Source organism: Pseudomonas sp. IT-P171 (assembly GCF_949767765.1).
In the GTDB taxonomy this organism is placed as follows: Bacteria; Pseudomonadota; Gammaproteobacteria; order Pseudomonadales; family Pseudomonadaceae; genus Aquipseudomonas; species Aquipseudomonas fluorescens_B.
On the sequence record NZ_CATKQN010000044.1, the window covers coordinates 321,074 to 344,513 of the forward strand.

The window sequence follows — 23,440 nt, forward strand, 5'->3', positions numbered from 1 at the left end:
TCTCTTTTTGAATCAGTAACATACACGCCATTCCGCGATAGCTCAGTTGGTAGAGCAAGTGACTGTTAATCACTGGGTCCCTGGTTCGAGTCCAGGTCGTGGAGCCAGACAAGGTTCGGAGAAGGCTTTCAAAATCTCTGAACACCAAAAACCCGCCTTATGGCGGGTTTTTTCGTTTTGGCGTTCCGTCGGATTCCGGTGGGTGCGCTGCGTTTTAAGGGGAGATCTTGGGAGAAAGGTCAGTTCGATAAAAGGGAATACCCTTATGTCGCGCACCACTGCTCCACTCTCCGACTCCGCTTGCCGTTCGGCCAAGCCCAAAGACCGCGCCTACAAGCTTTTCGACGGCGACAGCCTTTACCTTCAAGTCCAACCCTATGGTCGCAAAGGCTGGCGTCTCAGATATGTGAAACCTGACAGACGGGAAGGACTGACCTCATTCGGCAACTACCCTATCGTTGGCCTCGCCGATGCGCGCCGCAAACGCTTGGAGGTGAAGCGAATGCTGGCGGATGGAATTGACCCCAAAGGAGCCAAGAACCAAGCCAGGACGGACGCTCTGATCAAGGGCCGCACCTTTGAACGCGTTGCGCTGGACTGGCGCACGGAAATGTCAGCCAAGTGGGCACCGGACTATTCCAAGACAGTGATGAGTCGCCTCAAAACTCACCTCTTCCCGCTGATCGGCGCTCGCGCCATTGTCGATTTGGAAACCCACGACCTTATGCGGCCCCTGGAAGCGATCAAGAAGCGCGGAACGATAGACATTGCTTTAAGGGTACAAAACTACCTGCAGAGCATCATGCACGAGGCAAAGCGCCTCCGGCTTATCACCGTAAACCCTGCTTACGACCTCGTAGGCTCGATCAAAGCCTCGCGGGTCGTCCACCGCCCCGCATTATCCTTATCGCGCTTGCCTGAATTGCAGGAACGGATCGACACCTATAAAGGTCGCGCACTTACCCGGCTGACGGTCTTGCTGTCGCTGCACGTGTTTGTACGCTCCAGCGAGCTGCGCTTCGCACGCTGGAGCGAGTTCGACCTCAAACGTGGCGCCTGGGAAATACCCGACATGCGACCAGCGTTGGAAGGCGTACCCTTTTCCACAAGGGGTACGAAGATGGCAGGCGATACCAAGTCTTGGAAACCAATGTCCGAAAACACGGTGAACAGCGCGCTTCGGAAGATGGGGTACGACACCAAATCCGAGATCTGTGGGCATGGGTTTCGTTCGATGGCCTGCAGCGCACTGATCGAGTCAGGTTTGTGGACGGACACAGCCATCGAGCGGCAGATGAGCCACAAGGAACGCAACAACGTCCGCGCCGCTTACATCCACAAGGCAGAGTTCATCGAGGAGCGCAGGCTGATCATGAACTGGTGGAGTCGCTACCTTGAGGCTAATCAGCAGAAGCATGTCAGCCCACGCGAATTAGCCAATCAGACGGGTGCGAATGTCACTCGCCTAAAAGCAAAACGTGGCGCAACTGAGTAAGCGCTCGGTCCTCATTTCTCAGTGATCCGTTTGTCCACGCGGGCCCATCCAAACAGAGCTGCAAAGCCGCCCTGTTTGGATGGACCTCACTAAAAATATCTAAAGCCCACGTAATTGTCTGTGGAAAACCATTGATTTCCATCGGTGGATAATTTCATCCACAGCCGCAGAACTCCCAACAATTCGAGCCTTGACCCGAATTCTCCACAGGCGTAGAAAAGGTCGGGCAAAGCGCTGTCGTTGACAGCAACCCAGGTAGCCAGAACCTTTAAGGCTACGCCACACCGTGGTGGTTCTCCCAAAGTGCGATTAGCGTCCGGCGGCTCGCACGGTCACAGCGATGTGATGGATGCCTACTTTTACCAGTGTGCCCACTGCGGCAACTCATCCCCTTTCATAGCTGCTCCGCAGCAACCTATTCGCTTGGCCATTTCACTGCGCCAACCTGCGTGACAAATACCGAAGTCACCAGCAACAGCGATGCAGATGATGGTGCAGCAGCCCAGGGAATGGACTGCACCTGACTGACAGTCAGGCGCGCCCCGGTCATCGCCTCACTGCCTTCACCTGACTCAGGATCTCGCGGCGTTGGTCTCGTCAGCCAGTGCAGCCTCCACCCACCCACTTCTTCGGAGGTGTTCAGGAGGCCAGATCATGAGATGCCCAAGCCCCCGGTCGTAAAGAGTCGCCAGTCCCGCGTTAGTGGACAACCCTCACAGGTCGCAGGGGCCTTGATCCCTGATAACACCCAACATTCTTGGCGGGATGACGTGGGGAAAGTTTCGAAGGTTTTGGCTTCGAGCGGAGTTTGATCATGGCATTGGTAGGTAGACGGATGGGCGAAATTTTGGCTATGGACGACAACTGAGTTATGCCGGGCCACAGGCGTTGCGCGATCTGTTTGGCGTCGGGCATTACGGCACGGTCAAGGCGCCCAGTGATCGCTGGCAGGCGTTTATTCGGTGCCACCTTTTGACCACGGCCAATCTAGCTAGCAGTAGCGAACCTAACCGGTGACAAATGAATGCCCGACTATTATAATTTGATTATCATCGACCGATTTAGGGTATAGGCAATCCAATGGAAAATAAGACTGCACGATTAACTGTGCTCATTGATCCCGTCAAGAAAAAAGCACTTGAGGAGCTTTGTGCGTCTCAGGATCTGACGCCTTCTCAGGTCGTTCGTCAGCTTATTAGGGACTACCTGGAGACGCATGGCGTGTCCTACGCTACCAAAAGCAAAATTGCGGCCAATGGCAAATGATTCATCCATGTATGAGCGGGCACGACAAATGCCCGCTCATCGTGCCTCATTCACTCCTGCCCCCGGCCCCCACCTCTAGCCCTGAGTCTTGTTAATCTGGACATAACTGACCAGTGCACCATTGAAGTCAACATGATAATGCTCTGAGCCGAGCGCCTGAAGAATCCCTGCCCTGTCGAGCTTGCCGAGGACTTTCTCGTTGGCTTCACACAACTTCACGACGATGCTGCGCTTGCGCAGCTGCTCAATGACTTCGAGCAGTGTTTGCAAGCCCGTTATATCCATGAACGGAACTCGCTTCAGACGAATAATCAATGTACCTGGATCCGTATGCGTTTGAGCCAGAACACGCTCAAAGGTTTCTGCTGCGCCAAAGAAGAGCGGACCCTCAATGGTATAAACCAAAACGCCAGGCGGAAGACGAACATGTCCATTGATCTGTAACTCAACCTCAAGCTCTTTATCGACCATTCGCTGCACCTCGACAGAAGACGCCATCCGACGCATGAATTGCAGCATGGCGAGAATTACCCCGATGTTCACGGCAATCGTTAAATCACTGAAAACGGTCAGGCTGAAGGTTATGAGAAGTATCGCGACGTCGGCTTTTGGGGCGCGTTCGACCATGCGTTTGAAGTGCTTCAACTCACTCATGTTGTAAGCAACTACAAACAGGATCGCAGCCAAGGTACATAGCGGAATATCCGAGGCCAGAGGCGCCAGGAAAGAAATCAATAAAACCAATGTGAGCGCATGGGCAAGACCCGCAATTGGACTGGTCCCGCCATTGCGGATGTTGGTCGCTGTTCGAGCGATCGCGCCTGTCGCAGCAAAACCACCGAACAAGGGAGTGACCAGGTTAGCGATGCCTTGGCCAATCAACTCCTGATTGGAGTCATGCTTGGTACCCGCCATGCCGTCGGCGACAACAGCAGACAGCAATGACTCGATGGCCCCCAGCATCGCGATCGCGAACGCCGGGCCAATCAATTCAATAAGTTGCGGCAGCGTTATTTCAGGAAGGCCAATTTTGGGCAGTCCTTGGGGAATTCCTCCAAATGCATTCCCGATCGTGGCCACGCCGTCGAATTGAAAATAAGAATGCAACACCGTCACAACGACCATAGCAATCAGGGGGCCGGGAACGCGCCTTACGCCTGGTATTTTAGGTGCGAGTATCACCAACGCCAGGCTCAAGGTCGCTAACAGTGTCGTGGGCACATGTAGGCTGGGTAGGGCCTGAATGAGGTGCCACAGCCGCTCGTGGAAATGGTCGCCACTGATTTTCGGCAAGCCCAAAAAGTCTTTCCATTGCCCGACCCAAATGATCACCCCGATGCCGGCGGTGAATCCCACAATCACGGGGTCAGGGATGAACTTGATAAGTGCGCCAAGCTTGGTGATGCCGAGCAGCAATAAAATTGCCCCAGCCATCATTGTCGCGATCTGCAAGCCATCAACACCGTACTTGGCCGTCACGCTGGCCAAAATGACGATGAACGCCCCAGTTGGGCCGGCAATCTGAAGCCGGCTTCCGCCGAACAGCGAAACCAACAAACCACCAACAATGGCCGTGTAGATCCCTTGCTCTGGCTTGACGCCCGAGGCGATGGCAAATGCCATGGCCAACGGTAGCGCCACGACGCCGACGATGACCCCTGATACGATATTTCGAAGCCAATGCTCGCGCCCTAACAAGCCCGCTTTCCAAGCTTCTCGTATCGCAATCATAACTAGCCTCACCCTGGTGGCATGTGCATACTATTCACACGTAGTGATAATAGCAAAGCTATTGGCCTAGCCTCGGTACGACACCAGCAACGCTGTAGATTCGGTGCAGAGAGAGCTAAACCATATGCCCGGAGACCCCGCATGAAACGCGAAGACGTCAAAACCAAACACGGTGAAGGCATGCACTTCGACACGCATGTGATAGCCAATCCGGCCAACACGCACGAGTGGATCATTCTTTTCAAAAAGGATGCAGGGAGAAGCTATTTTCTGGTCAATGACAACGAGGAGATTGAGTCATTTGGACGCCTCGATGATCTGATCCATGAGCTTCGCGAGCTGGGTATCAAGTCCGCCGAAGTTCATTTCTGATAGTTACGCTCAGGGAGTTTGATCATGTCAGTAAAAATTGAGCATCTGTCCGGTCAAAGCGACGAGCTTTGGTCTGTTTGTTTCGGTAGCCGCAGCATTCAATTTCGTACCGAGCAAGGGGCGAAGGACTATGCGGCCACACTCAAAGAAAGAATCGACGCACCGCATACCTTTCCGGGAATTCACCACGCTCCCAACCCAGACCACTGATCAACGCTGATCTGGACGAAATGACCCACGCAGAGGCCCCTACGCAACTGGGTCACGAACTCACGCAATTGTCGAAGTACGCGGATCAAATCCAAGAAGCGATGAGAAAACTCTGAATTCCAATGTGCCGCGCTTAGGGCGTGGCACATTGGGGCATTCGAACGCGCAAAAAAATGGCCACACGAGGTGGCCTAAGACGGGTTCAAGCACAGGAGGATCTCTATTGACCAAGAAATACAGGCCCGCCCTGAAGTCTTAGGGCCAATAGAGTTGGTCCGCTGGCTGACAAACCCCTTCATCAGCAGCGTTCAAGCCGGCAATTTGACCCTGGTCTGTGGGTCAGGACCTCGTTGCCTTGCATTATAATAGTGTTAACATAGCATTGTAATCAACGTCTAATTTTAGGGGCTCGCATGACTATCGACTTCAAGAAGGCTGCACTGGATTACCATGAATTCCCAACCCCAGGGAAAATCAGCATTGAGCTGACCAAGCCCGCCGACACAGCCGCTCAACTCGCACTGGCGTACAGCCCAGGCGTAGCCGAGCCCGTTCGCGAAATCGCGAAGGACCCGGAGAACGCCTATCGCTTTACCGGAAAAGGGAATCTGGTGGCCGTGATCACCAACGGTACGGCCATTTTGGGCCTCGGCAATCTAGGCCCCTTGGCCAGTAAGCCGGTCATGGAAGGCAAAGCGTTGCTGTTCAAACGTTTTGCCGGCATCGACTCGATCGATATCGAAGTCAATGCTGAGAGTTCCCAGGCGTTTATCGACACAGTCGTGCGCATTGCTGACACCTTTGGTGGCATCAACCTGGAAGACATAAAAGCCCCTGAGTGCTTTGAAATCGAAGAAGCACTGATCGAACAGTGCAGCATCCCGGTCTTCCATGACGACCAACACGGTACTGCCATCGTCACCGCGGCCGGTATGCTCAATGCACTGGAGATCCAGGGTAAGACTCTGGAGAACGCGAGAATTGTTTGCCTCGGCGCTGGTGCCGCAGCCACGGCCTGTATGCGCCTACTGCTTAGTCTCGGCGCTCAAAAAAGCAATCTGTACATGGTCGACCGTACCGGTGTCATCCACTCCGCACGGGAAGACCTCAATCAATACAAAGCACAGTTCGTTAACGACGGTGGCCCTCGTACGCTGATGGAAGCCATGAATGGTGCTGACGTGTTTGTTGGTTTGTCTGGGGCCAATCTCCTTCCAGCTGAAGCGCTGGCAGCGATGGCACCCAATCCGATCGTGTTTGCCTGCTCGAACCCGGATCCTGAAATCAGCTACGAGCTGGCCATGACCACACGTGATGACCTGATCATGGCGACCGGTCGCTCTGACTACCCGAACCAGGTGAATAACGTTTTGGGCTTTCCGTTCATCTTCCGCGGGACCTTGGATGTTCGGGCAACCCGGATCAACGAAGCGATGAAAATTGCGGCGGTGGAAGCACTGCGCCAATTGGCCAAAGAGCCTACCCCTGTGGAAGTGCTGCAAGCGTTCAACGTCGATAAGCTTGAGTTTGGGCGCGATTACATTCTCCCCAAAGCGCTCGATGCTCGCCTGCTCGGAGCAATAGCCGGCGCAGTGGCCAAGGCCGCTATCGACACCGGCGTTGCGAAGCTGCATTACCCAACGCACTACCCGCTCTAAGCTGACGTCAATCATGCTGATGTGCCGCAGCTGCACGACCTTTTGCACGGTTGGCAGCTGTCGCACTCGGGGATCATCCGTCCGCCGCACGCCCTGAATATCGACAGCCCGCCATTTGCAAGATCATCCACTCTTGGCTGATCGCGGGGTGAAGCGTTCGGGATCCCCGTCTGCTCCCCCAGCAGGTAATCACCACACAGAGTCGCCATCTCAGGCAATCCTGATCACCGATCAGAAAAAACGACAGTCAGCGGCTTTAACACTCAACGAGCAGACCAGCCTAAATCGCGAGGACCTGGTGATATCTGATGTGCATAATCGGTTGGGTTTCTTGCTCCTCATACGCTTGGGATAGGGGTGAATGAATGCCGATCAAATATGTTAGGAGCCTCACTGGGCGACGGCGTACCACAGATGCAAACCGACATCTTGGATTTGCCTTGGCCTTCGTAGCGGGAGCAATCAACGCCGGTGGTTTCCTGGCGGTGCATCAGTACACCTCACACATGACGGGAATCGTCTCCTCGATGGCAGACAACAGTGTGCTGGGAGCCTATGACCTGGTGCTCAGTGGCACCGGCGCCCTGTTGTCCTTTCTGATTGGGGCAGCATGCTCGGCGGTCATGGTCAATTATTCCCGCCGCAGACGCATGCACAGCGAGTTTGCAGCGCCCCTCTTGCTCGAAGCCTTTTTGCTCATCTGCTTTGGCTTCCTGGGAGCCCAGCTCTCCACCGTGGATGGTCTATTCGTGTCCGTCACCGTGATGCTGCTGTGTTTCATCATGGGGCTACAAAACGCGGTGATCACCAAAATTTCCAAAGCCGAAATCCGAACGACGCACATCACCGGCATCATCACGGATATCGGTATTGAGTTTGGAAAACTCTTTTATTGGAATGCCGTCAGCACATCGACGCATCCAAAAGTTCTCGCCAATAGGACCCGGCTCAAAATACTGATACTGCTCGCGCTGAATTTCTTCTTCGGCGGCGTGGTGGGTGCCTTTGGGTTCAAGCACGTTGGCTACATCTCAACGGTACCGCTCGCGATGGTTCTGGTGACGCTGGCGATCGTGCCTGCCTTTGACGACGTCAGGCTTTTTGTCCGCCGCGTCGTGCGAAAGTGAACAGCTTGCCTGCAAGCAGCTTTCCAGGCGTTGCTATACTGGATTTTCACTACGTTGATCGTTTCTATTTATGACGTGCCAGGTGTCCAGCGACTGATCCCACTCGCAGGCACGCTAAAAGCGGCGCCCTCGCCGAGCGGGTAATTTTCGTTTTTAGCCCGCGTGGTGATCGGCTCATCAAGATCATCGAGATGAGGGTTGTGATGACCCACATATTGGCCTGTATCGACAGTTCAACTACATCTTCGGCCGTCTGCGACTACGCCGCTTGGGCCAGTCTCAACTTTGTATTGCCGTTAACCCTCCTGAATGTTGTGGACCGCCCCGCTGGCGTAGAGATACGGCCCGGCAGCCTGGCGCACGTGCTAGAAGCTATGTCGCTGGACGAAAAGCGCCATGAGCAGGCGTTGAAGCAAGGCTTGATAATGCTGCAAAACGCTCGAGAAAGAGCGATCGCGGATGGCGTAATGCAGCCGGAACTTCGTCAAAGCGACGGAGAACTGTTGGGGCGGTTACTCGAGATGAAAACTGACATGCGCTGGCTAGTCATGGGAAAACACAGCTCGTTCTGTCCCCGACTCAACCAGCTCGAAACCATCATCCATGCTTTGCACAAGCCGATCCTGCTCACCCCTTGTTCCTTCAACCCACCACGAAGCCTGATGCTTGCTTATGACGGGAGTGAGGACACGCACATGGGGGTGAAAATGCTGGCAGCGAGTCCAGTTCTCACAAAGCTGCCCGTGCACCTGGTCATGGTCGCAGCCAACACGCCGAAGAATCTGGAACGACTCGATGCGGCAGGAGCCATTCTGCAAATCGCCGGGTGTGACGTTCGGACCGAGATCTGCGGCGGGAGAGTGGAACTCGCCTTACAATCCTATCAGTCTGAACACGATATCGATCTGATGGTTATGGGCGCTTTTGGTCATTCGCGAGTCCGCCGATTTTGGCTTGGCAGTACGACTTCAAGAATGATCCGAGCCACAACTCGTCCTCTTTTATTCCTGCCTAAAAGCTACCTCAACATGTAACGCACAAACGTTCGAACACCCTAACGTCATCAAGATGAAAACGCTCCTTGCCACCGCATACGATTAACATTATATGTTAATGTAATGCGCGTCTTCGATGAAACAAATGACTGCACGCTTGATCCAGTAGCTCGCCCGTAACAGCCGCATCCTTGACTAGTTTTGTGCGGCGCGAGAACTGACACCCACTCAGGTCGCCCGTCAATTGATCCGCGATGACCTGCGCAGTCACGGCGCGGAGGATGAAACACAGCACTCTGCCGCGGTGAAAGCCGTCAGACAGTCAATGCCAATCAGCAGACTCGTGACACCAGTCTCAGTGACCCAATCAATACAGCGGCTGACATAGCGCTGTTAAGGAAGAGACCATGAGCAAAACCATCGCAATCATCAAGGGTGACGGCATCGGCCCTGAGATCATGCAAGCGACGCTACGCGTACTCGATGCCCTTGACTGCAATTTTCAGTACGACTTCGTTGAGGCCGGTTTGGAGGCCTTGCAGCAGCATGGGCAACTGATGCCACCCGAGTCCATAGAGACGATCGCCAAACATGGCGTCGCACTTAAAGGCCCTCTGACAACGCCGATTGGCCGCGGCTTCTCATCGATCAACGTCCACCTTCGCCGCCACTTTGATCTCTATGCCAATGTCCGACCAGCGATCAGTTTCCTAGGCACCCGTTCGCGCTTCGAAGATATCGACATCATCACGGTGCGCGAAAATACCGAAGGGGCGTACCTACCAGAAGGACAAAGTATTTCGGAGGACGGCGAAGTCGCTCTGGCGAGCATTCGGGTCACACGCACTGCCTCCGAACGCATCGTGCGGTATGCGTTCGAGCTGGCTCGTAGCAAAGGCCGTAAGAAAGTGACCGCGGTGCACAAGGCCAACATCATCAAGTCTTGCTCCGGGTTGTTCCTTGAGGTGGCGCGTGAGGTCGCTGCGAATTATCCGGAAATCGAATTCCACGAGATGATCGTCGATAACGCCTGTATGCAGCTGGTGATGAATCCCCATCAATTTGATGTCATCGTCACCACCAACCTGTTTGGCGACATCCTCTCAGACTTGTGCGCAGGCCTGGTGGGTGGACTGGGCTTGGCGCCGGGGTCCAACATCGGCGCCGATGCGGCCATCTTCGAAGCGGTCCACGGCTCGGCACCGGACATCGCTGGCAAGAACATCGCGAACCCATGTGCATTGTTGTTGGCTGCCGCAGACATGCTTGATTACCTAGGCATGGTGGACAAAGGGACACGCATTCGTACAGCTATCCGCGTTGTTCTGAAAAGCTCCTGCGATCAAGTGACACCCGATATGGGAGGGACTGGTACAACTGAGTCCTTCGCTGACGCCTTGGTTGCCTACTTGCGCGACTAAATAGAAAATCAACAAACACGCGCTCCGTCCGAGTCGCCAGCTCAGTACTAGCTGGCGACTTTCTACGTGTGCTCCACTCTGACCTACCCGTAGGACAGTCTGCTGGATTAAATCTTCTTATACTCCACGGACTGATCCGGCCACGCAGTCAACACCTCAAAGCCATCGCGGGTGACCAAGACCATATGCTCCCACTGGGCCGAGAGCGAAAGATCCTTGGTGATCACGGTCCAGCCATCCCCCAGCGTTCTTACACCGTGCTTTCCAGCATTGAGCATTGGCTCGATTGTGAAGATCATGCCCGGTTTCAGTCTCAGACCTTCACCAGGGTTACCATAATGACGGACCTGTGGCTCATCATGGTAAACCATGCCAATGCCATGTCCACAGTAGTCACGCACTACACTATACCCTTCACGGTGCGCCACGGTTTGAATGGCGTGACCGACATCACCGAGCGTGGCACCGGGGCTTACTGCATGAATGCCGGCACACATCGCCTCATAGGTCGTGTCCACCAGCCGACGAGCCTCTGCGCTTGGCTCGCCGACAAAATACATTCGGCTTGTATCACCGAACCAACCATCCTTGAGCACCGCGACATCAATATTGAGGATATCGCCATCCGAGAGTTCTTTATCTGACGGGATTCCGTGGCATACGACATGATTGATGGAGGTGCACAAGGTTTTGGGGAAACCGTGATAACCGATATTGGCTGGAGTGGCCTTCTGCACGTTGACAATATAGTCATGGCAGAGCTTATCAAGCTCATTGGTCGAAACCCCGGGCCTGACGTGAGGCGCAATCATGCTCAGAACCTCCGCAGCCAACTTTCCCGCAGTTCGTGACATAGCAATTAGTGCAGGCTTCATAGTGGTGCTTTACCCTCATTATGCACATTAGGGACTGGTTGGGCGGGTGTTCATTCGCCGAATGCTGTGCAATTACAGGAGCGCAACATGAAAATTAATAAAAATTACCAAACTCCACAGCACTCTACGAAAGAAACAATTTTTTGTTAGCGTAGCGTTAGCGCTAATAGAAAGTTATTAACCATTATTACTAACTGCAATCGCGCTTGTAGGCGGACGGCAACGCACGAGGGTACGAATGCGGAGCTTCAATACGCTCTTTTAACTTTGCTGCGTAATCTTTTGCACCCTGCTCACTGCGAAACTGAATGCGCCTGGTTCCAATACACACGGACCACAGATCTTCACTCTGACTAGACAGATACTCGATTCTGACGGACATGACGGCACTCCAAGGAAAAGAATTCAAAAATGAATTTCAGCAACCTTAATACCGATTTCTCGCAGCTCATGAATCAAATCATCAAGGTACCGAAAGGGTTCGATTTCTTCGTTGTCATTGACCAGGAAGAAGCTTCTTCCTGCATCCTTTTTAAAGAAGGCGATCCACTCCTGGGTGTTGGCCGGGTTGGCAATCAAATGGGTATCAAACTGAATGCCTTCAGCGTGTTTGGTTTTTACGTCCTCACGTTTCATACGGGTCTCCAAGCGCTCACGTATTGCTGTTCTCATGCATGTCTTTGCCTCCCGGCAATCGATCAAAAGACCTCGCCTCTGCCTGAAGCAAGGGCGAGCTGATTGCCTTTCCATTATCACTGCATGATAATATTATGCACATATGACCCCTTGGAGGCTAGTCATGAGCAGGACTGTCTAAGCACCTCAGTCACCTGGGTCCGAGTCGGTCCGCCCAATGCCGTGGCTTTGAGGGCGCACGGCCATGCGGCCAGTTTCCCGCGACAACAGGATTTGCCGGCCAGATCGAGAACAAGCGGAACCAAAGGGCTCTCACAATAAGTAGCGAGCTATCAATTCCAGACCTTGAAGGTGATTGTCTGCACAGGCTCCGAAATGGCTGACTTGACCGTGATGATTACCACCTTGAAGAGCACATATGGCGTCATGCGCAAAGGCTCCAGATGCGTATCTCGCAGCAGCGGATCTCCCTTGCTTTTGATTCAACGCGTACGGTTTCTGAATTTTAAGGACGACAGTCATCATGCGAAAAACAGAAATTGAGAAGCGCCTCCCGCTCAATGCTCCGACCCTGGAGCCAGGGCAACGACTGTTGGTTTGCCTTGAGCAATGCGTCGTCGTCCAGCAGCGAGAAACGAGAATCTATCAAGTTGTATTCGACCGAAAATCACCCAAAACAATTCGAATTTTTTGGGCAGAAGATGAGTGGATTTTCATCGGCAGGCATAAGCAAAATGCCGAGAAAGATCCTTCATTGGAGACCTTTGTATCAACGCTAAGAACTGGGCTAAAGACTGTCTGGCGATAAAGACGGTTCTGATCTATAGCACTCTGGGCCAAAGGCAGCCACTATGATGTGTTTTTCTGATCCAGCACAGAATGGCCTGCGTACGCCGCCTTCGGCAGCTTGCTGCTGCCGTGCTCATGGGGTATCGAAGAATTCGCATTAAATACGAGCTTAATTAGGATAAATCGTAGGGATATAAATTTTATAAATCAGCATAATTTCATTGTAAAACAGATACTTATTTTTCTATTCGAGTCCAGATCGTGAGCCAGACAGCAACAACGAAAAGCCCCTGAATCGAAAGATTCAGGGGCTTTTTTGTGCCTGTGATAAACACTTCTTGTGTTCAATGCAGGAAGCGTCCTGAGTTTCCGTAGCCGCGATTCTCGCGTCCTTCCAACCCCTTGATAACCCTGACTTAGAGCTCCGCCAGTCAGATCAATGATGGCCACACCTGTGAAGCAGCAAGCTACGGCCTACGGCTAAAGCTCTGTGGTTTGGTGGGCGGCGAGAGGACGGGGTGGCGTCCTGTCCACCAGGCCTGCCTGCCTTTTCGCTGGTTCAGTTTGCCCCGTATGGTCAGGACGGATCTTGAACCAGATGGCGTACATCGCTGGCAGGAACACTAGCGTCATGATGGTGCCGACGAACGTGCCTCCGATCAGCGTGTAGGCCAGCGTCCCCCAGAAGACGGAATGGGTCAGCGGTATGAACGCCAGGATTGCAGCGAGTGCTGTCAGCAGTACTGGGCGGGCACGCTGTACCGTGGCTTCGACCACTGCGTGAAACGGGTCCAGCCCTTCTTGCGCGTTGTGGCGGATTTGCCCAATCAGAATCAGCGTATTGCGCATCAAAATACCCGAAAGGGCGATTAGACCGACCAGAGCGTTGATACCAAACGGCTGCTGGAAGATAAGCAGTGTCGGCACCACACCAATCAACCCCAGTGGCGATGTGAGGAACACCATGATCATCGCCGAGATCGAACGGACCTGCAGAATGATGACCAGCAGCGTCATGGCAATCATGATCGGGAAGAGCGGCAATATCGCTTTGCCTGCCTTGTCCGATTCCTCGACTGCACCCGCCTGCTCAATCCGGTACCCGCCAGGCAGCTTGTCGATGACGGGCTGCAACTCCGTCATGATCACGCTCGAGACGTCCGGTGGCTGCAGACCTTCGGCAATGTCACCGCGCACGGTGATGGTCGGGCTGCGGTCACGACGGCGGAGGATCGGATCCTCCATACGCACATCGACCTCTCCCACCTGAGACAGCGGAATCCGCTGACCCGCCGTGCCTACCAGCGTAAAACCTTCTATCTTGCCAGGATCGAGCCTGATATCACCCGCTGCGCGACCCACCACCTGCACCGAGCGAATGTCCTCACGAACCGCAGTGATCGGCACTCCGGCCAATAGGAACTGCAATTGCTGCGCGACTGAATTTGACGTCAACCCCACCGCCTCCAGGCGATCCTGATCCAGAGCGAAATGCAACGTCGGCGTCAGAGGTCCCCAATCGGTGTTGACGGTTCTCATCATCGGGCTCGACTGCAACACGTCCTGTACCTGGCCCGCGATCTCGCGCAACGTTGACGGATCAGGTCCCATCACCCGGTAGGCAACAGGGAATGGCGAGTACGGCCCGAAAACAAGCTGAGTCACCCTGATACGCGCTTCTGGGGCAAGTCCCTCAGCCGCCGCTTCGCGGATACGGAACTTGAGGGTCTCGCGCTCCTCCTGGCTGTCCGTCAGCACCACAATCTTCGCGAACGACGGATCAGGGAGTTCCGGTGCCATCGCCAGATAGAAGCGCGGCGCGCCTTGCCCGATATAAGCCGTGACGATCTTGGCCTCATCCTGCTTTTGCAGCCAGGTCTCTATCTTGGCCGTGGTTGCGCTGGTCTGCTCAATGGAGGCGCCATAAGGCATTTGCACTTCAATCAATACCTCGGGACGGTCCGAGGTCGGGAAGAACTGTTTCTTGACCAGGCTCATGCCGAGAATCGCCACGACAAACATAGCGATAACAGTGCCGGCCACCAGCCATTTGCGAGCGATGACCCGCGTCAAAACCTGGCGGAAGCGGTTGTAGTTAGGGGTGTTGTAGATGACCGCGTGACCACCCTCGACCTTCTTGATGTTCGGCAACATTTTCACCCCCAGGTACGGCGTAAAAGCGACCGCAACCACCCAGGAGGCAATCAGGGCAATGCCCACGATCCAGAACATGTTGCTGGTGTACTCGCCGGCTGTCGATTGCGCGAAGCCGTTGGGCATAAAGCCGATAGCGGTCACCAGCGTACCGGAAAGCATCGGTGCGGCCGTATGACTCCAGGCGTACGCGGAAGCTTTGACGCGGTCGTAGCCCTCTTCCATTTTCACCACCATCATTTCGATAGCAATGATGGCGTCGTCCACCAGCAGTCCCAGCGCCAGAATCAACGAGCCAAGGGTGATACGGTCAAAATTCTTTCCAGTGGCCGCCATCACCACAAACACCACAGCCAACGTCAATGGCACAGCCGCAGCGACCACAACGCCTACACGCCAGCCCATGCTGAGAAAACAGACAAGCATCACCACAAGCAGGGCGACGAAAAATTTGACCATGAACTCGCCGACGGCCGAACTGATATTTACAGATTGATCAGTGACCTTGGAGAGTGTCATGCCCAAAGGCATGCCTTCATTTATCTTGACCGTCTCTGCGTCCAACGCCTTGCCGAGGTCAAGACCGTTCCAACCCTCACGCATCACAATCCCCAGCAACAAGGCCTCTTCACCGTTATTGCGCACGAGAAAGGTTGCGGGATCTTCATAACCACGTTCGATTGTCGCCACGTCAGAGAGTTTGAGCGTGCGCCCCTGAACCGCGATGGGTGTGTCACGAATCTTCTGCACCTTATCGAAGGCGCCATCCAGCCGGAGGAAGACCTGCGGCCCATTGGTTTCGATCGAACCAGCGGGCGTGAGCACATTTTGATTATTCAGCGCGGCAAAGATGTCCTGAGGAGACATGCCCAAGGTGGCCAACCGATCATGCGAAAAGGAAACAAAGATACGTTCCGGCTGCTCCCCGATAATGTTGACCTTCTTCACACCCGGCACGTGCAACAGTTGTTGGCGCAACGACTCTGCATCCCGCACCAACAGTCGCTGCGGCTCGCCTTTGGCTTTCAGGGCGAAAAGTGCAAATGTCACGTCCGAAAACTCGTCGTTGACCATTGGCCCGATGACACCCGCCGGCAGCTTCCTGGCCTCATCGTCGAGCTTTTTACGCGCCTGATAGAACTCCTCCTGCACTTGCGAGGGCGGCGTGCTGTCGAGCAATGACACCATCGTGAAAGCGAGGCCAGGACGGGTGTAGGTTTCCGTGCGGTCGTACCACTTCAGCTCTTGCAGGCGTTTTTCAAGAGGCTCTGCTACCTGATCCTGCATCTCCTGCGCCGTGGCGCCCGGCCACGCGGTAATGACCGTCAACTGCTTGACCGTAAACGGAGGATCTTCCGCACGTCCCAGCTGAAAGAACGACAAGATGCCCGCAACGGCAATCAGGAAGATCAGAAACACCGTGATGGAGCGCTCACGAACTGCGATCGCGGAAAGATTGAAGCGCCCCTCGCTCATGGACGACCCCCGGCAACTTTGGCGTCATCCTGTTGAGGCAATCTCACCTCTTCACCTTCGCGCAACAGATGTGCGCCTAACGCTACGATCTGCTCGCCGGCTTTGAGGTCGCCCGCGACTCGCACTGTGTCGTCGCTCAAGCCCAGGACTTGTACAGGTCGCCAGGCCACCTTCGCTGGTGTACCGGCGATGACCCACACGCCAGTGCCTTGGCCTGGGTCATAAATGGCAGCGATCGGTACTCGCAGCTCCTGCCTTTGCGTGGCGCCTTCAGCGATCCGAAGCGTGACGGTCGAACCTATCGGCGCATTGGCCAGCGCGCCCTCAAGCACATACCGCGCCTCGAAGGTTCGTGTCATGCGGTCGGCCGAGTCAGACAGCAGCCTCAGCTTCGCTGTAATAGCGTCCGTGGTATTGCCATAAAGCGTTGCCTGCGCAGTGGATCCTGTTGCGGGGCGCAACGTCTCGGGCAGGTGCACGATGGCTTCGCGCTGCCCTGCCCGCGCCAGTCGAACCACGGGCTGTCCCGGGCTGACAACTTGTCCGGGCTCGGCGAGCGTCTCCACCACCACGCCGTCGGAATCCGCAACCAGCACCGCATAACCAGAAGCATTGCGGGCTACATCAGCCTGCGCTTCAGCGGCGCCAAGCTGCGCCTTTGCGGTATCCGCTGCGGCTTTGATCTGGTCGTAGGCCGATGCAGAAATAGCGCCAGCGGCGACCAGGTCGCGATATCGAGCTTCGTCATCTGCTGTCTGTTTGGCTCGGGCCCGAGCGGCTATGACTGACTCTTGCTGTGCTCGCGCCTGTAACCCCAGGTCGATTGGGTCGAGGCGCATGAGTGGCTGACCACGTTTAACGGTCTGACCGGTGTCAACCAGACGCTCAAGCACCTTGCCTGATACCCGAAAACCCAGATCGCCCTGGACGCGTGCAGCCACGACACCAGTGAAAGAACGTGAGGCGTCGGAGGAACCCTGAACCGCTGCGGACCTGACCAGAGGAGCATGCGTGCGCGGATCTTCAACGGTGGATGAGTCGCCACATGCCGTCAGGACAAGAGGCAACAAGCAAGCGGCAATGGGGAAAGGTCGAAGCCGGCGCATAGGTTCCCTTACTTAAAATAGGACGAGCGCCACATTCTCAGTCTAGTGACCATTTATGTCAATGGTCACAAATAATGAAATATTTAGCTTCTCAAGCTCAACACATAAACCGCCGAAACCAATGAAAACCCAAAATTTTCTCAAGCCACCTCAATTGACAGAGTGTGACTATTGCGTAACATGGTCACAAATATCCTCTATTGAAGGAATCTCAATGCCTCCCCTCCGTCCAATTGCTCTTTTGGTCAGCGCCGGCTTATTGGCAGGTTGCGCGGTTGGTCCGGACTACAATCGTCCAGACGCTCCGCTTTCGGATCGTTACTTGGGTCAGCATTCTGTCGAACAGCGTCATGGAGTGACGCCGACCAGCCTTGTAGCCTGGTGGGAAGGCTTTGGTGATCCAGTGCTAACCGACTTCATCTCCAAGGCGCTTGAGCAGAATCTGGACCTGGCGCAGGCGTCGGCGCGAGTCACACAGGCGCGGGCCGGACTAGGTGCTGCAAATGCCGCTTTACTCCCCTCAGGGAACATCAGCGGACAGGGCGCACGCTCCTACCAGTCAATCGAGACATCGCTCGGCCAGGTGTTGAACTCAACGCCTGAATATGACCGGTACGGAAGCTCCTACGAGGCCAACCTCGATGCCAGCTGGGAGGTAGATGTCTTCGGCGGACTGCGACGCGGACGCGAGGCTGCACTGGCCGAGTACCAGGCTTCCGAGGCGGGTGTCGCTGCCACACGACTGGCCATCGCCGCGCAGACCGCCGATATCTACATCACTGTCCGCGGATTGCAGGCCCGGCTGGACATTGCGAATCGGCAAGTCAAAACGCAGCAGGCGCTGCTAGATAAAGTCCAATTGCTCTACAGCAAGGGGCTCGCCGCAAACTATCAGGTTCGCCAGACAGAGGGTGCGCTATCGCAGGTCCAAGCGACAGTGCCGGTCCTGCAGACCGGTCTGGATGCGGCCATGAATGCGCTGGATGTCATGCTCGGCACGCCGCCAGGCACTCACCGCACGCAACTGGCAAGTGCGGCGAGCATTCCTGTAGCGCCGCAGTTGAAGGCAATGGGAACGCCGGCCGATTTGCTGCGCCGCAGGCCAGACCTCATTGTGGCTGAGCGCCGTCTTGCGGCCTCGAACGCTCGCATCGGGGAGGCGATTGCTGAGTACTACCCGAAATTCTCCCTTGGCGCATTGCTGGGCAGTGCCACGGCTGTCTCCGCAGGCAACCTGTTTACCGGCGGTGCCAGCCAGTCGGCGGGTGTATTGGGACTGCGCTGGAGACTCTTCGACTTCGGTCGCATAAACGCCCAAATCGACCAAGCCAAGGGACAGGAAGCCGAAAACCTGGCCGCTTACCGTCAGTCCGTGCTGCGCGCCACCGAGGATGTCGAGAACGCGTTCTCCGCACTGGTGAATCGGGAAGCTCAAGCAGCCACCCTCACTGGGGGAGAGGCGTCTCTGACTCAGGCTCGCCAATCGTCGTTCATTGCTTATGAGAAAGGCACGGCCAGCCTGATTGATGTCCTGCACGCTGACGAGACGATGCTGCAGGCTTCCGATGCTCGGGCGCAAGCGCGAACGGAGTCGGCACGGGCGGCGGTCGCGGCATTCAAGTCGCTAGGTGGTGGCTGGCAACTTCCTGGAGTACAGCCTGTTGCGACACGATGATTTAATCAGGTGCGGTAGCACTTGATGCACGCACCTGGTATCACTGAGATGAAACAGTAGAAGCGACGCATCACCCTATTTGCTCATGCGACCAATACAGTCAATAGTCACTACACAGACAAATAGAATGCCCTTCGACGGATGGAAGAAGGGCAAAGTGAGAGCGTTTTGGTGATCGGTCGCTTACCCGGGTATGCCGTAAACTGTTAACCGAAGCTCAGGGCATGAGGCTACGCAGGATGAGGTTGGAGGTAAGCGTGGGCGCCTCCTCGACGAAATCGAGGTTGTATTGCAACAGCAAAGGGTTGACGAATGGTCGCAGCGCGAGATGTATCGCTTCTACTGTCTCGTCCAGCGGAGTCTTGCGTTCAAATTCGCCAATCTCTCGCCCCTCTCGCACGATTTGCGACACGAAGCGTTTGATCTGTGCGTCATAAGCCTGCGTACTGAGCCAGCTTTCCGACGCCGCGAATGCTGCAATGTCATAGAGTTTTCGGTCGTTAAAGAAAAGATTCACACCTGTGGCGATCACTGTTTTGACCAAACGTCGAAAGCGCTCCGTCGGCGACAGGCCTTCTACATTGATAGCCTGCTCCACAGTCGCGACGATTTCTGCCAGACAATTAGCGCAGATGGCTTCACCGATCGCCTGCTTGGAATCAAAAAATTTGTAGATGTAGGCCTTTGAAAACCCGATGGCCTTAGCCAGGTCGGAAACCGTGGTTTTGCCGTAGCCATACTGACTGAAATGTTCATTGGCCGCCGCGACAATCTGGTCTCGAATGTCGTGATCGGCTGGGCCACGGGGGCTGGGCGAAGATGAAGATATTGATGGCTGATTCATGGGAACAGCTTACCCACCCTATCGAGGACTGACAACTTGTGACCGACAGGATAAATAGTCACAAATCGACTATTTTGGTACCCGGCCCCCCCACACCTGGTCGGTACCATTGCGAAACAAAGTCCAAGGCAATCAAAAAGGCGCCCCGAAAGGACGCCTTTTGAATTTACGAGGAGTAGTCGCAGCGATTCTTTAGCTCCCGGCCACGAATGACCTTGGGTTCAGAATCCGACCAGCATGCCAGTCGCCACTACATCAGAGGGCGCCAGTTTCTCTGCTGCCAACAGGATGGGGGCCAATACTGGAGGCCAAGCCCAAGGATCGCAATTGCGGACCTCGATCCGAATTTCGATCATCGGTGGAGCGTCACTCGTACCGAATTTTCCTGCAGTCAGACATGCTCACTGCTTTTCGCAGGCAACTCCCGTGGTTCTCCATGCCCATGATCCACCTCCACCACCGGGACCTCTTTACCGTCGCAGTCGTGCAACTTGCCTTCGCTGAAGTAATCCCCTTCGCGCAGCGCGGCCAGATCCTGATAACGCAGGACCCGTTCAGTACCCGCCGCAAACACCGACTGCTGATCCGAGTTACCGGCAGTAAGGTGGTTGAAGGTCAGGTTCAGCACGATGGCCATGATCGCCGAGGAGCTGATGCCCGAGTGGAAGATCGTCGCGAACCAGCTTGGGAAGTGGTCGTAGAAATTCGGCGCAGCGATGGGGATCATGCCGAAACCGATGGAGGTGGCGACGATGATCAGGTTGACGTTGTTGCGGTAGTCGACCTTGGACAGTGTGCGAATGCCGCTGGCCGCCACGGTGCCAAACAGCACGATTCCGGCACCACCCAGCACGGAAGTCGGCACGGCGGCGATGACTCGGCCCATGAATGGCAGCAGGCCGAGGATCACCAGAAACAAGCCGCCGGTGGCCACCACGAAACGGCTCTTGATCCCGGTCACCGCCACCAGGCCGACGTTCTGGGCGAACGCGCTTTGGGTGAAGGAGCCGAAGATCGGCGCGATCATGCTCGACAGCATGTCGGCGCGCAGGCCATTGCCCAGGCGTTTGGAGTCGACCTTGGTGTCGATGATTTCACCGACGGCGAGGATGTCCGCCGAGGTTTCCACCAGTGTCACCATGACCACGATGCACATCGACAGGATCGCTGCGAAGTGGAAGGTCGGCATGCCGAAGTGGAACGGTGTAGGGAAGCCGAACATCGGGCCCTGGGTGACGGACGAGAAGTCTGCCATGCCGAGAAACACCGCGATGACGGTGCCGATCACCATCGCCAACAGAATCGAGAGCCGGGAAATGGTCGCGCTGCCAACCTTGCTCAGCAACAGCACCAGCACCAGCGTCACTGCCGCCAGACCGATGTTCGCCATGCTGCCGAAGTCTGGTGCATGACTGTTGCCACCCATGGCCCAGCGCGCGGCCACCGGCATCAGCGTCAGGCCAATGGTCGTGATCACGATGCCCGTCACCAGCGGTGGGAAGAATTTGGTGATGCGCGAGAACACCGGCGTGATCAGCAATCCGATCAACGACGCGGCAATCACCGCCCCGAGAATCGACTGAAACCCGCCCTCGCCACCACTGCTGACGATCGCCACCATCGTCGCGACGCCAGAGAACGACACGCCCTGCACCAGCGGCAACTGGCAACCGAAAAACGGTAAACCGAGGGTCTGCAGCAACGTCGCCAAGCCCCCCGCAAACAATGAAGCAGCAATCAACAAGCCGATGTCCGCCGGCGAGAGCCCGGCCGCCTGGCCGATGATCAAAGGCACCGCGACGATACCGCCATACATGGTCAGAACATGTTGCAGGCCGTAAGCCATATTCGCGCCGACTCCGAGGTTTTCGTCCTCAGGCCGTTGGTGTGAAACATGGGGCGTTTTCATGGTTGGGGGGTTCCCTGGTTTTTTGTTATGCGCACACTGTATGCAAGACTCAGGACAAATGTCTATAGAGTTGTATACAACTGACCAGTCAGATTATGGACAGGTGTCCATCCCCACCCGCAGCATCCTTCAATAAACCTTGAAATATATCCGTCCCGAGCCTCGTTCGTTCCCCCGCTAGTCTTTTGAGTTCCTGGCGACCGCCGGTAGCGTCGCTCTCTTTTTTATACATATAAAGTATGCATAATGAAGCCATTCGAAATTCAGTATCACAAGGCAAAAAACGCGGCGAACAAACTGAAGCACCAAGGCATCAGCCTCGCAGAGACTGACGCCGTGTTCCATGACGAACGGGCGCTGACGCTCCAGGATGATCTTCATGACGAGCAACGATGGATCATCATGGGGCTGGACGCCAAAGGTCGCCTGCTGGTCGTCGCGTACACCTACCGTGAGCCGAATTTCGTTCGAATCATTTCCGCGCGTCTCGCCACAAAAAACGAGCGTCGCCAATATTTGGAGGCTTGAGTAATGAAAGATGAATACGACTTCAGCAATGCCAAGCGTGGGGCGGTTGCCCCCGGCAAAGGCAAGACCCGCATTACCATCATGCTGGATGAAGCGGTCATAGAAGCCGCTCGCACGCTTGCGGAAAGCGAGGGGTATGGCTACCAGACGGTGATCAACAACACACTGCGACACGCGTTGCTCAGCGACAGAAACACACCTGCCGGGACCGGGCATCTCAAAAAGGGCATAACGCCCTCCGATCTGAAAAGCCTGGAAAAGAAGTTGCTGGATGCCGTCAGCGAAATCCGTCAATTGATGGAGCCTGACGTCCGCCCCTAGTCCTGTTCGATCAACCGCCCAAGCACCTGCTTCAAATGTGCGTGCTCAGGCACCCGGATCCCGAACTCGCTCGCCAGCAACCGGACCAGATCAGCCACCTCAGTGATCTGCCGCCGCTCGCTCTCGCTACCGATCCGGTGGATGGCAAAACTGCCATTGTTCAGCGTACGGCGCCACCCTTCCCCTGTCCGCGCCACCATAAGCTGTTTGGCAAAAGATGATTCGGGATGGGTTGAGACATACCAGTTGCCGACGGCGTAATCGATGTCTTCCTGGCGTTGCAGGTCGAAGATGTACATCGCGCGCCACTCACCAGCGACATTGGCGCGCAGGGTGTAGCCGTCTGCGTGGCGTTCAATCCGATAAGGTTCATGAGGCGTGAGTTGCTCCTCCGGAGTGTCGAGCAGCAGCGGCGCGGTGGGGACCATACCGCCGAATCCCACATCGGTGATGTAGCGCGCGCCCCCCAGGGTGACCAGGCTCAAGCGGTGCGTACGCGCGGTCCACGCCCCCTCGGGCTGGCCCATGACCACGCGGCCGGAAATGCCGCAAGCGTCGAAACCCAGCGCCTGAAGCAGGGCCAGGAACAGGTTGTTGAGTTCATAGCAGTAACCACCGCGGCCATCGTGCAGGACTTTTTGCTCGATGGACGGCAAGTCGATGAGTACCGGCTCGCCAGACAACGTGGTGAGGTTTTCGAACGGGAACGCAGCGGTGTGACGAAACTGCAGCTGACGCAGGGTTTCCAGGGTTGGCGCCGGTGGCGCGTCGAAACCCAGACGTTGCAGGTACAACGCAAGATTGCTCAGACGTAGCTCGCTCATTGCTCGATCCTTATGCATGGGGCCGCGG

General features: G+C 55.6%; 19 protein-coding genes, 1 tRNA gene and 1 pseudogene. 13 read left to right on the forward strand and 8 right to left on the reverse strand.

All coding sequences use genetic code 11. The features are described 5' to 3' along the window. The first annotated feature begins 31 nt into the window (after positions 1-31). From ACM6I5_RS21565 to ACM6I5_RS21580, 4 genes and pseudogenes are all read left to right on the forward strand, one after another. Positions 32-107, forward strand: a tRNA-Asn gene (locus tag ACM6I5_RS21565). 158 nt (positions 108-265) lie between these two features. After that, on the forward strand, positions 266-1,495 hold the full coding sequence (locus ACM6I5_RS21570; protein ID WP_414884672.1) for a tyrosine-type recombinase/integrase: 1,230 nt from the start codon (positions 266-268) through the stop codon (positions 1,493-1,495). Between the two features lie 814 nt (positions 1,496-2,309). Continuing rightward, a pseudogene (locus ACM6I5_RS21575) lies at positions 2,310-2,458 on the forward strand (integrase); the annotation flags it as partial. Positions 2,459-2,575: 117 nt separating this feature from the next. Continuing rightward, positions 2,576-2,761 carry a ribbon-helix-helix protein, CopG family gene (locus ACM6I5_RS21580; RefSeq protein ID WP_019694382.1) on the forward strand — a complete coding sequence of 62 codons (186 nt, stop codon included), beginning with the start codon at positions 2,576-2,578 and terminating at the stop codon, positions 2,759-2,761. A 75-nt stretch (positions 2,762-2,836) separates the two neighbouring features. Here ACM6I5_RS21580 and ACM6I5_RS21585 read toward each other — a convergent pair whose 3' ends face one another. Next, complete coding sequence (locus tag ACM6I5_RS21585; protein ID WP_414884673.1) at positions 2,837-4,492, reverse strand: SulP family inorganic anion transporter; 1,656 nt, start codon at positions 4,490-4,492, stop codon at positions 2,837-2,839. A 141-nt stretch (positions 4,493-4,633) separates the two neighbouring features. Between ACM6I5_RS21585 and ACM6I5_RS21590 the strand changes: the two genes are divergently transcribed. From ACM6I5_RS21590 to ACM6I5_RS21615, 6 genes are all read left to right on the forward strand, one after another. Further along, a complete protein-coding gene (locus ACM6I5_RS21590) occupies positions 4,634-4,864 on the forward strand; it encodes a hypothetical protein (RefSeq protein WP_150802557.1) in 231 nt (76 codons plus the stop codon). A gap of 24 nt (positions 4,865-4,888) precedes the next feature. Further along, on the forward strand, positions 4,889-5,074 hold the full coding sequence (locus ACM6I5_RS21595) for a hypothetical protein (protein WP_414884674.1): 186 nt from the start codon (positions 4,889-4,891) through the stop codon (positions 5,072-5,074). Positions 5,075-5,487: 413 nt separating this feature from the next. Further along, positions 5,488-6,732, forward strand: a complete 1,245-nt coding sequence (locus tag ACM6I5_RS21600; protein ID WP_414884675.1) for a malic enzyme-like NAD(P)-binding protein — start codon at positions 5,488-5,490, stop codon at positions 6,730-6,732. 440 nt (positions 6,733-7,172) lie between these two features. Beyond that, the gene (locus tag ACM6I5_RS21605; RefSeq protein WP_414884676.1) at positions 7,173-7,859 is read left to right on the forward strand and encodes a YoaK family protein; all 687 of its coding nucleotides are present in this window, start codon (positions 7,173-7,175) and stop codon (positions 7,857-7,859) included. A gap of 203 nt (positions 7,860-8,062) precedes the next feature. Further along, on the forward strand, positions 8,063-8,893 hold the full coding sequence (locus tag ACM6I5_RS21610; protein ID WP_414884677.1) for a universal stress protein: 831 nt from the start codon (positions 8,063-8,065) through the stop codon (positions 8,891-8,893). Positions 8,894-9,261: 368 nt separating this feature from the next. Further along, positions 9,262-10,275 (forward strand): isocitrate dehydrogenase, encoded by a 1,014-nt coding sequence (locus ACM6I5_RS21615; protein ID WP_414884678.1) that lies wholly within the window; start codon positions 9,262-9,264, stop codon positions 10,273-10,275. Positions 10,276-10,382: 107 nt separating this feature from the next. Here the strand turns inward: ACM6I5_RS21615 and map are convergent, their stop codons facing one another. The 4 genes from map to ACM6I5_RS21635 all read right to left on the reverse strand — a co-directional run bounded on the left by map (position 10,383) and on the right by ACM6I5_RS21635 (position 17,311). Further along, the gene (gene map / locus ACM6I5_RS21620; RefSeq protein WP_414884679.1) at positions 10,383-11,150 is read right to left on the reverse strand and encodes a type I methionyl aminopeptidase; all 768 of its coding nucleotides are present in this window, start codon (positions 11,148-11,150) and stop codon (positions 10,383-10,385) included. 405 nt (positions 11,151-11,555) lie between these two features. Then, on the reverse strand, positions 11,556-11,786 hold the full coding sequence (locus tag ACM6I5_RS21625) for a hypothetical protein (RefSeq protein ID WP_150641276.1): 231 nt from the start codon (positions 11,784-11,786) through the stop codon (positions 11,556-11,558). A 1,269-nt stretch (positions 11,787-13,055) separates the two neighbouring features. Next, positions 13,056-16,205 carry an efflux RND transporter permease subunit gene (locus ACM6I5_RS21630; RefSeq protein ID WP_414884680.1) on the reverse strand — a complete coding sequence of 1,050 codons (3,150 nt, stop codon included), beginning with the start codon at positions 16,203-16,205 and terminating at the stop codon, positions 13,056-13,058. Continuing rightward, a complete protein-coding gene (locus ACM6I5_RS21635) occupies positions 16,202-17,311 on the reverse strand; it encodes an efflux RND transporter periplasmic adaptor subunit (protein ID WP_414884681.1) in 1,110 nt (369 codons plus the stop codon). The genes ACM6I5_RS21630 and ACM6I5_RS21635 overlap by 4 nt, the downstream gene beginning before the upstream one ends. Before the next feature lie 214 nt (positions 17,312-17,525). On the opposite strand from ACM6I5_RS21635, the gene ACM6I5_RS21640 reads away from it, so the two are divergent. Continuing rightward, positions 17,526-18,986: an efflux transporter outer membrane subunit gene (locus tag ACM6I5_RS21640; RefSeq protein WP_414884723.1), complete on the forward strand. Its 1,461-nt coding sequence runs from the start codon at positions 17,526-17,528 to the stop codon at positions 18,984-18,986. A gap of 217 nt (positions 18,987-19,203) precedes the next feature. On the opposite strand, the gene ACM6I5_RS21645 is transcribed toward ACM6I5_RS21640, so the two are convergent. Both ACM6I5_RS21645 and ACM6I5_RS21650 read right to left on the reverse strand, forming a co-directional pair. Next, positions 19,204-19,830, reverse strand: a complete 627-nt coding sequence (locus tag ACM6I5_RS21645; protein WP_414884682.1) for a TetR/AcrR family transcriptional regulator — start codon at positions 19,828-19,830, stop codon at positions 19,204-19,206. 391 nt (positions 19,831-20,221) lie between these two features. After that, complete coding sequence (locus ACM6I5_RS21650) at positions 20,222-21,739, reverse strand: nucleobase:cation symporter-2 family protein (protein WP_414884683.1); 1,518 nt, start codon at positions 21,737-21,739, stop codon at positions 20,222-20,224. Positions 21,740-21,985: 246 nt separating this feature from the next. Here ACM6I5_RS21650 and ACM6I5_RS21655 point away from each other — a divergent pair, with 246 nt between their 5' ends. Both ACM6I5_RS21655 and ACM6I5_RS21660 read left to right on the forward strand, forming a co-directional pair. Then, positions 21,986-22,267 (forward strand): BrnT family toxin, encoded by a 282-nt coding sequence (locus ACM6I5_RS21655; protein ID WP_017339675.1) that lies wholly within the window; start codon positions 21,986-21,988, stop codon positions 22,265-22,267. A 3-nt stretch (positions 22,268-22,270) separates the two neighbouring features. Then, positions 22,271-22,588 (forward strand): BrnA antitoxin family protein, encoded by a 318-nt coding sequence (locus ACM6I5_RS21660; protein ID WP_414878686.1) that lies wholly within the window; start codon positions 22,271-22,273, stop codon positions 22,586-22,588. Here ACM6I5_RS21660 and ACM6I5_RS21665 read toward each other — a convergent pair. Continuing rightward, positions 22,585-23,412 carry an arylamine N-acetyltransferase family protein gene (locus ACM6I5_RS21665; protein ID WP_414884684.1) on the reverse strand — a complete coding sequence of 276 codons (828 nt, stop codon included), beginning with the start codon at positions 23,410-23,412 and terminating at the stop codon, positions 22,585-22,587. The two genes, ACM6I5_RS21660 and ACM6I5_RS21665, sit on opposite strands and share 4 nt — an antisense overlap. Positions 23,413-23,440 lie beyond the last annotated feature (28 nt).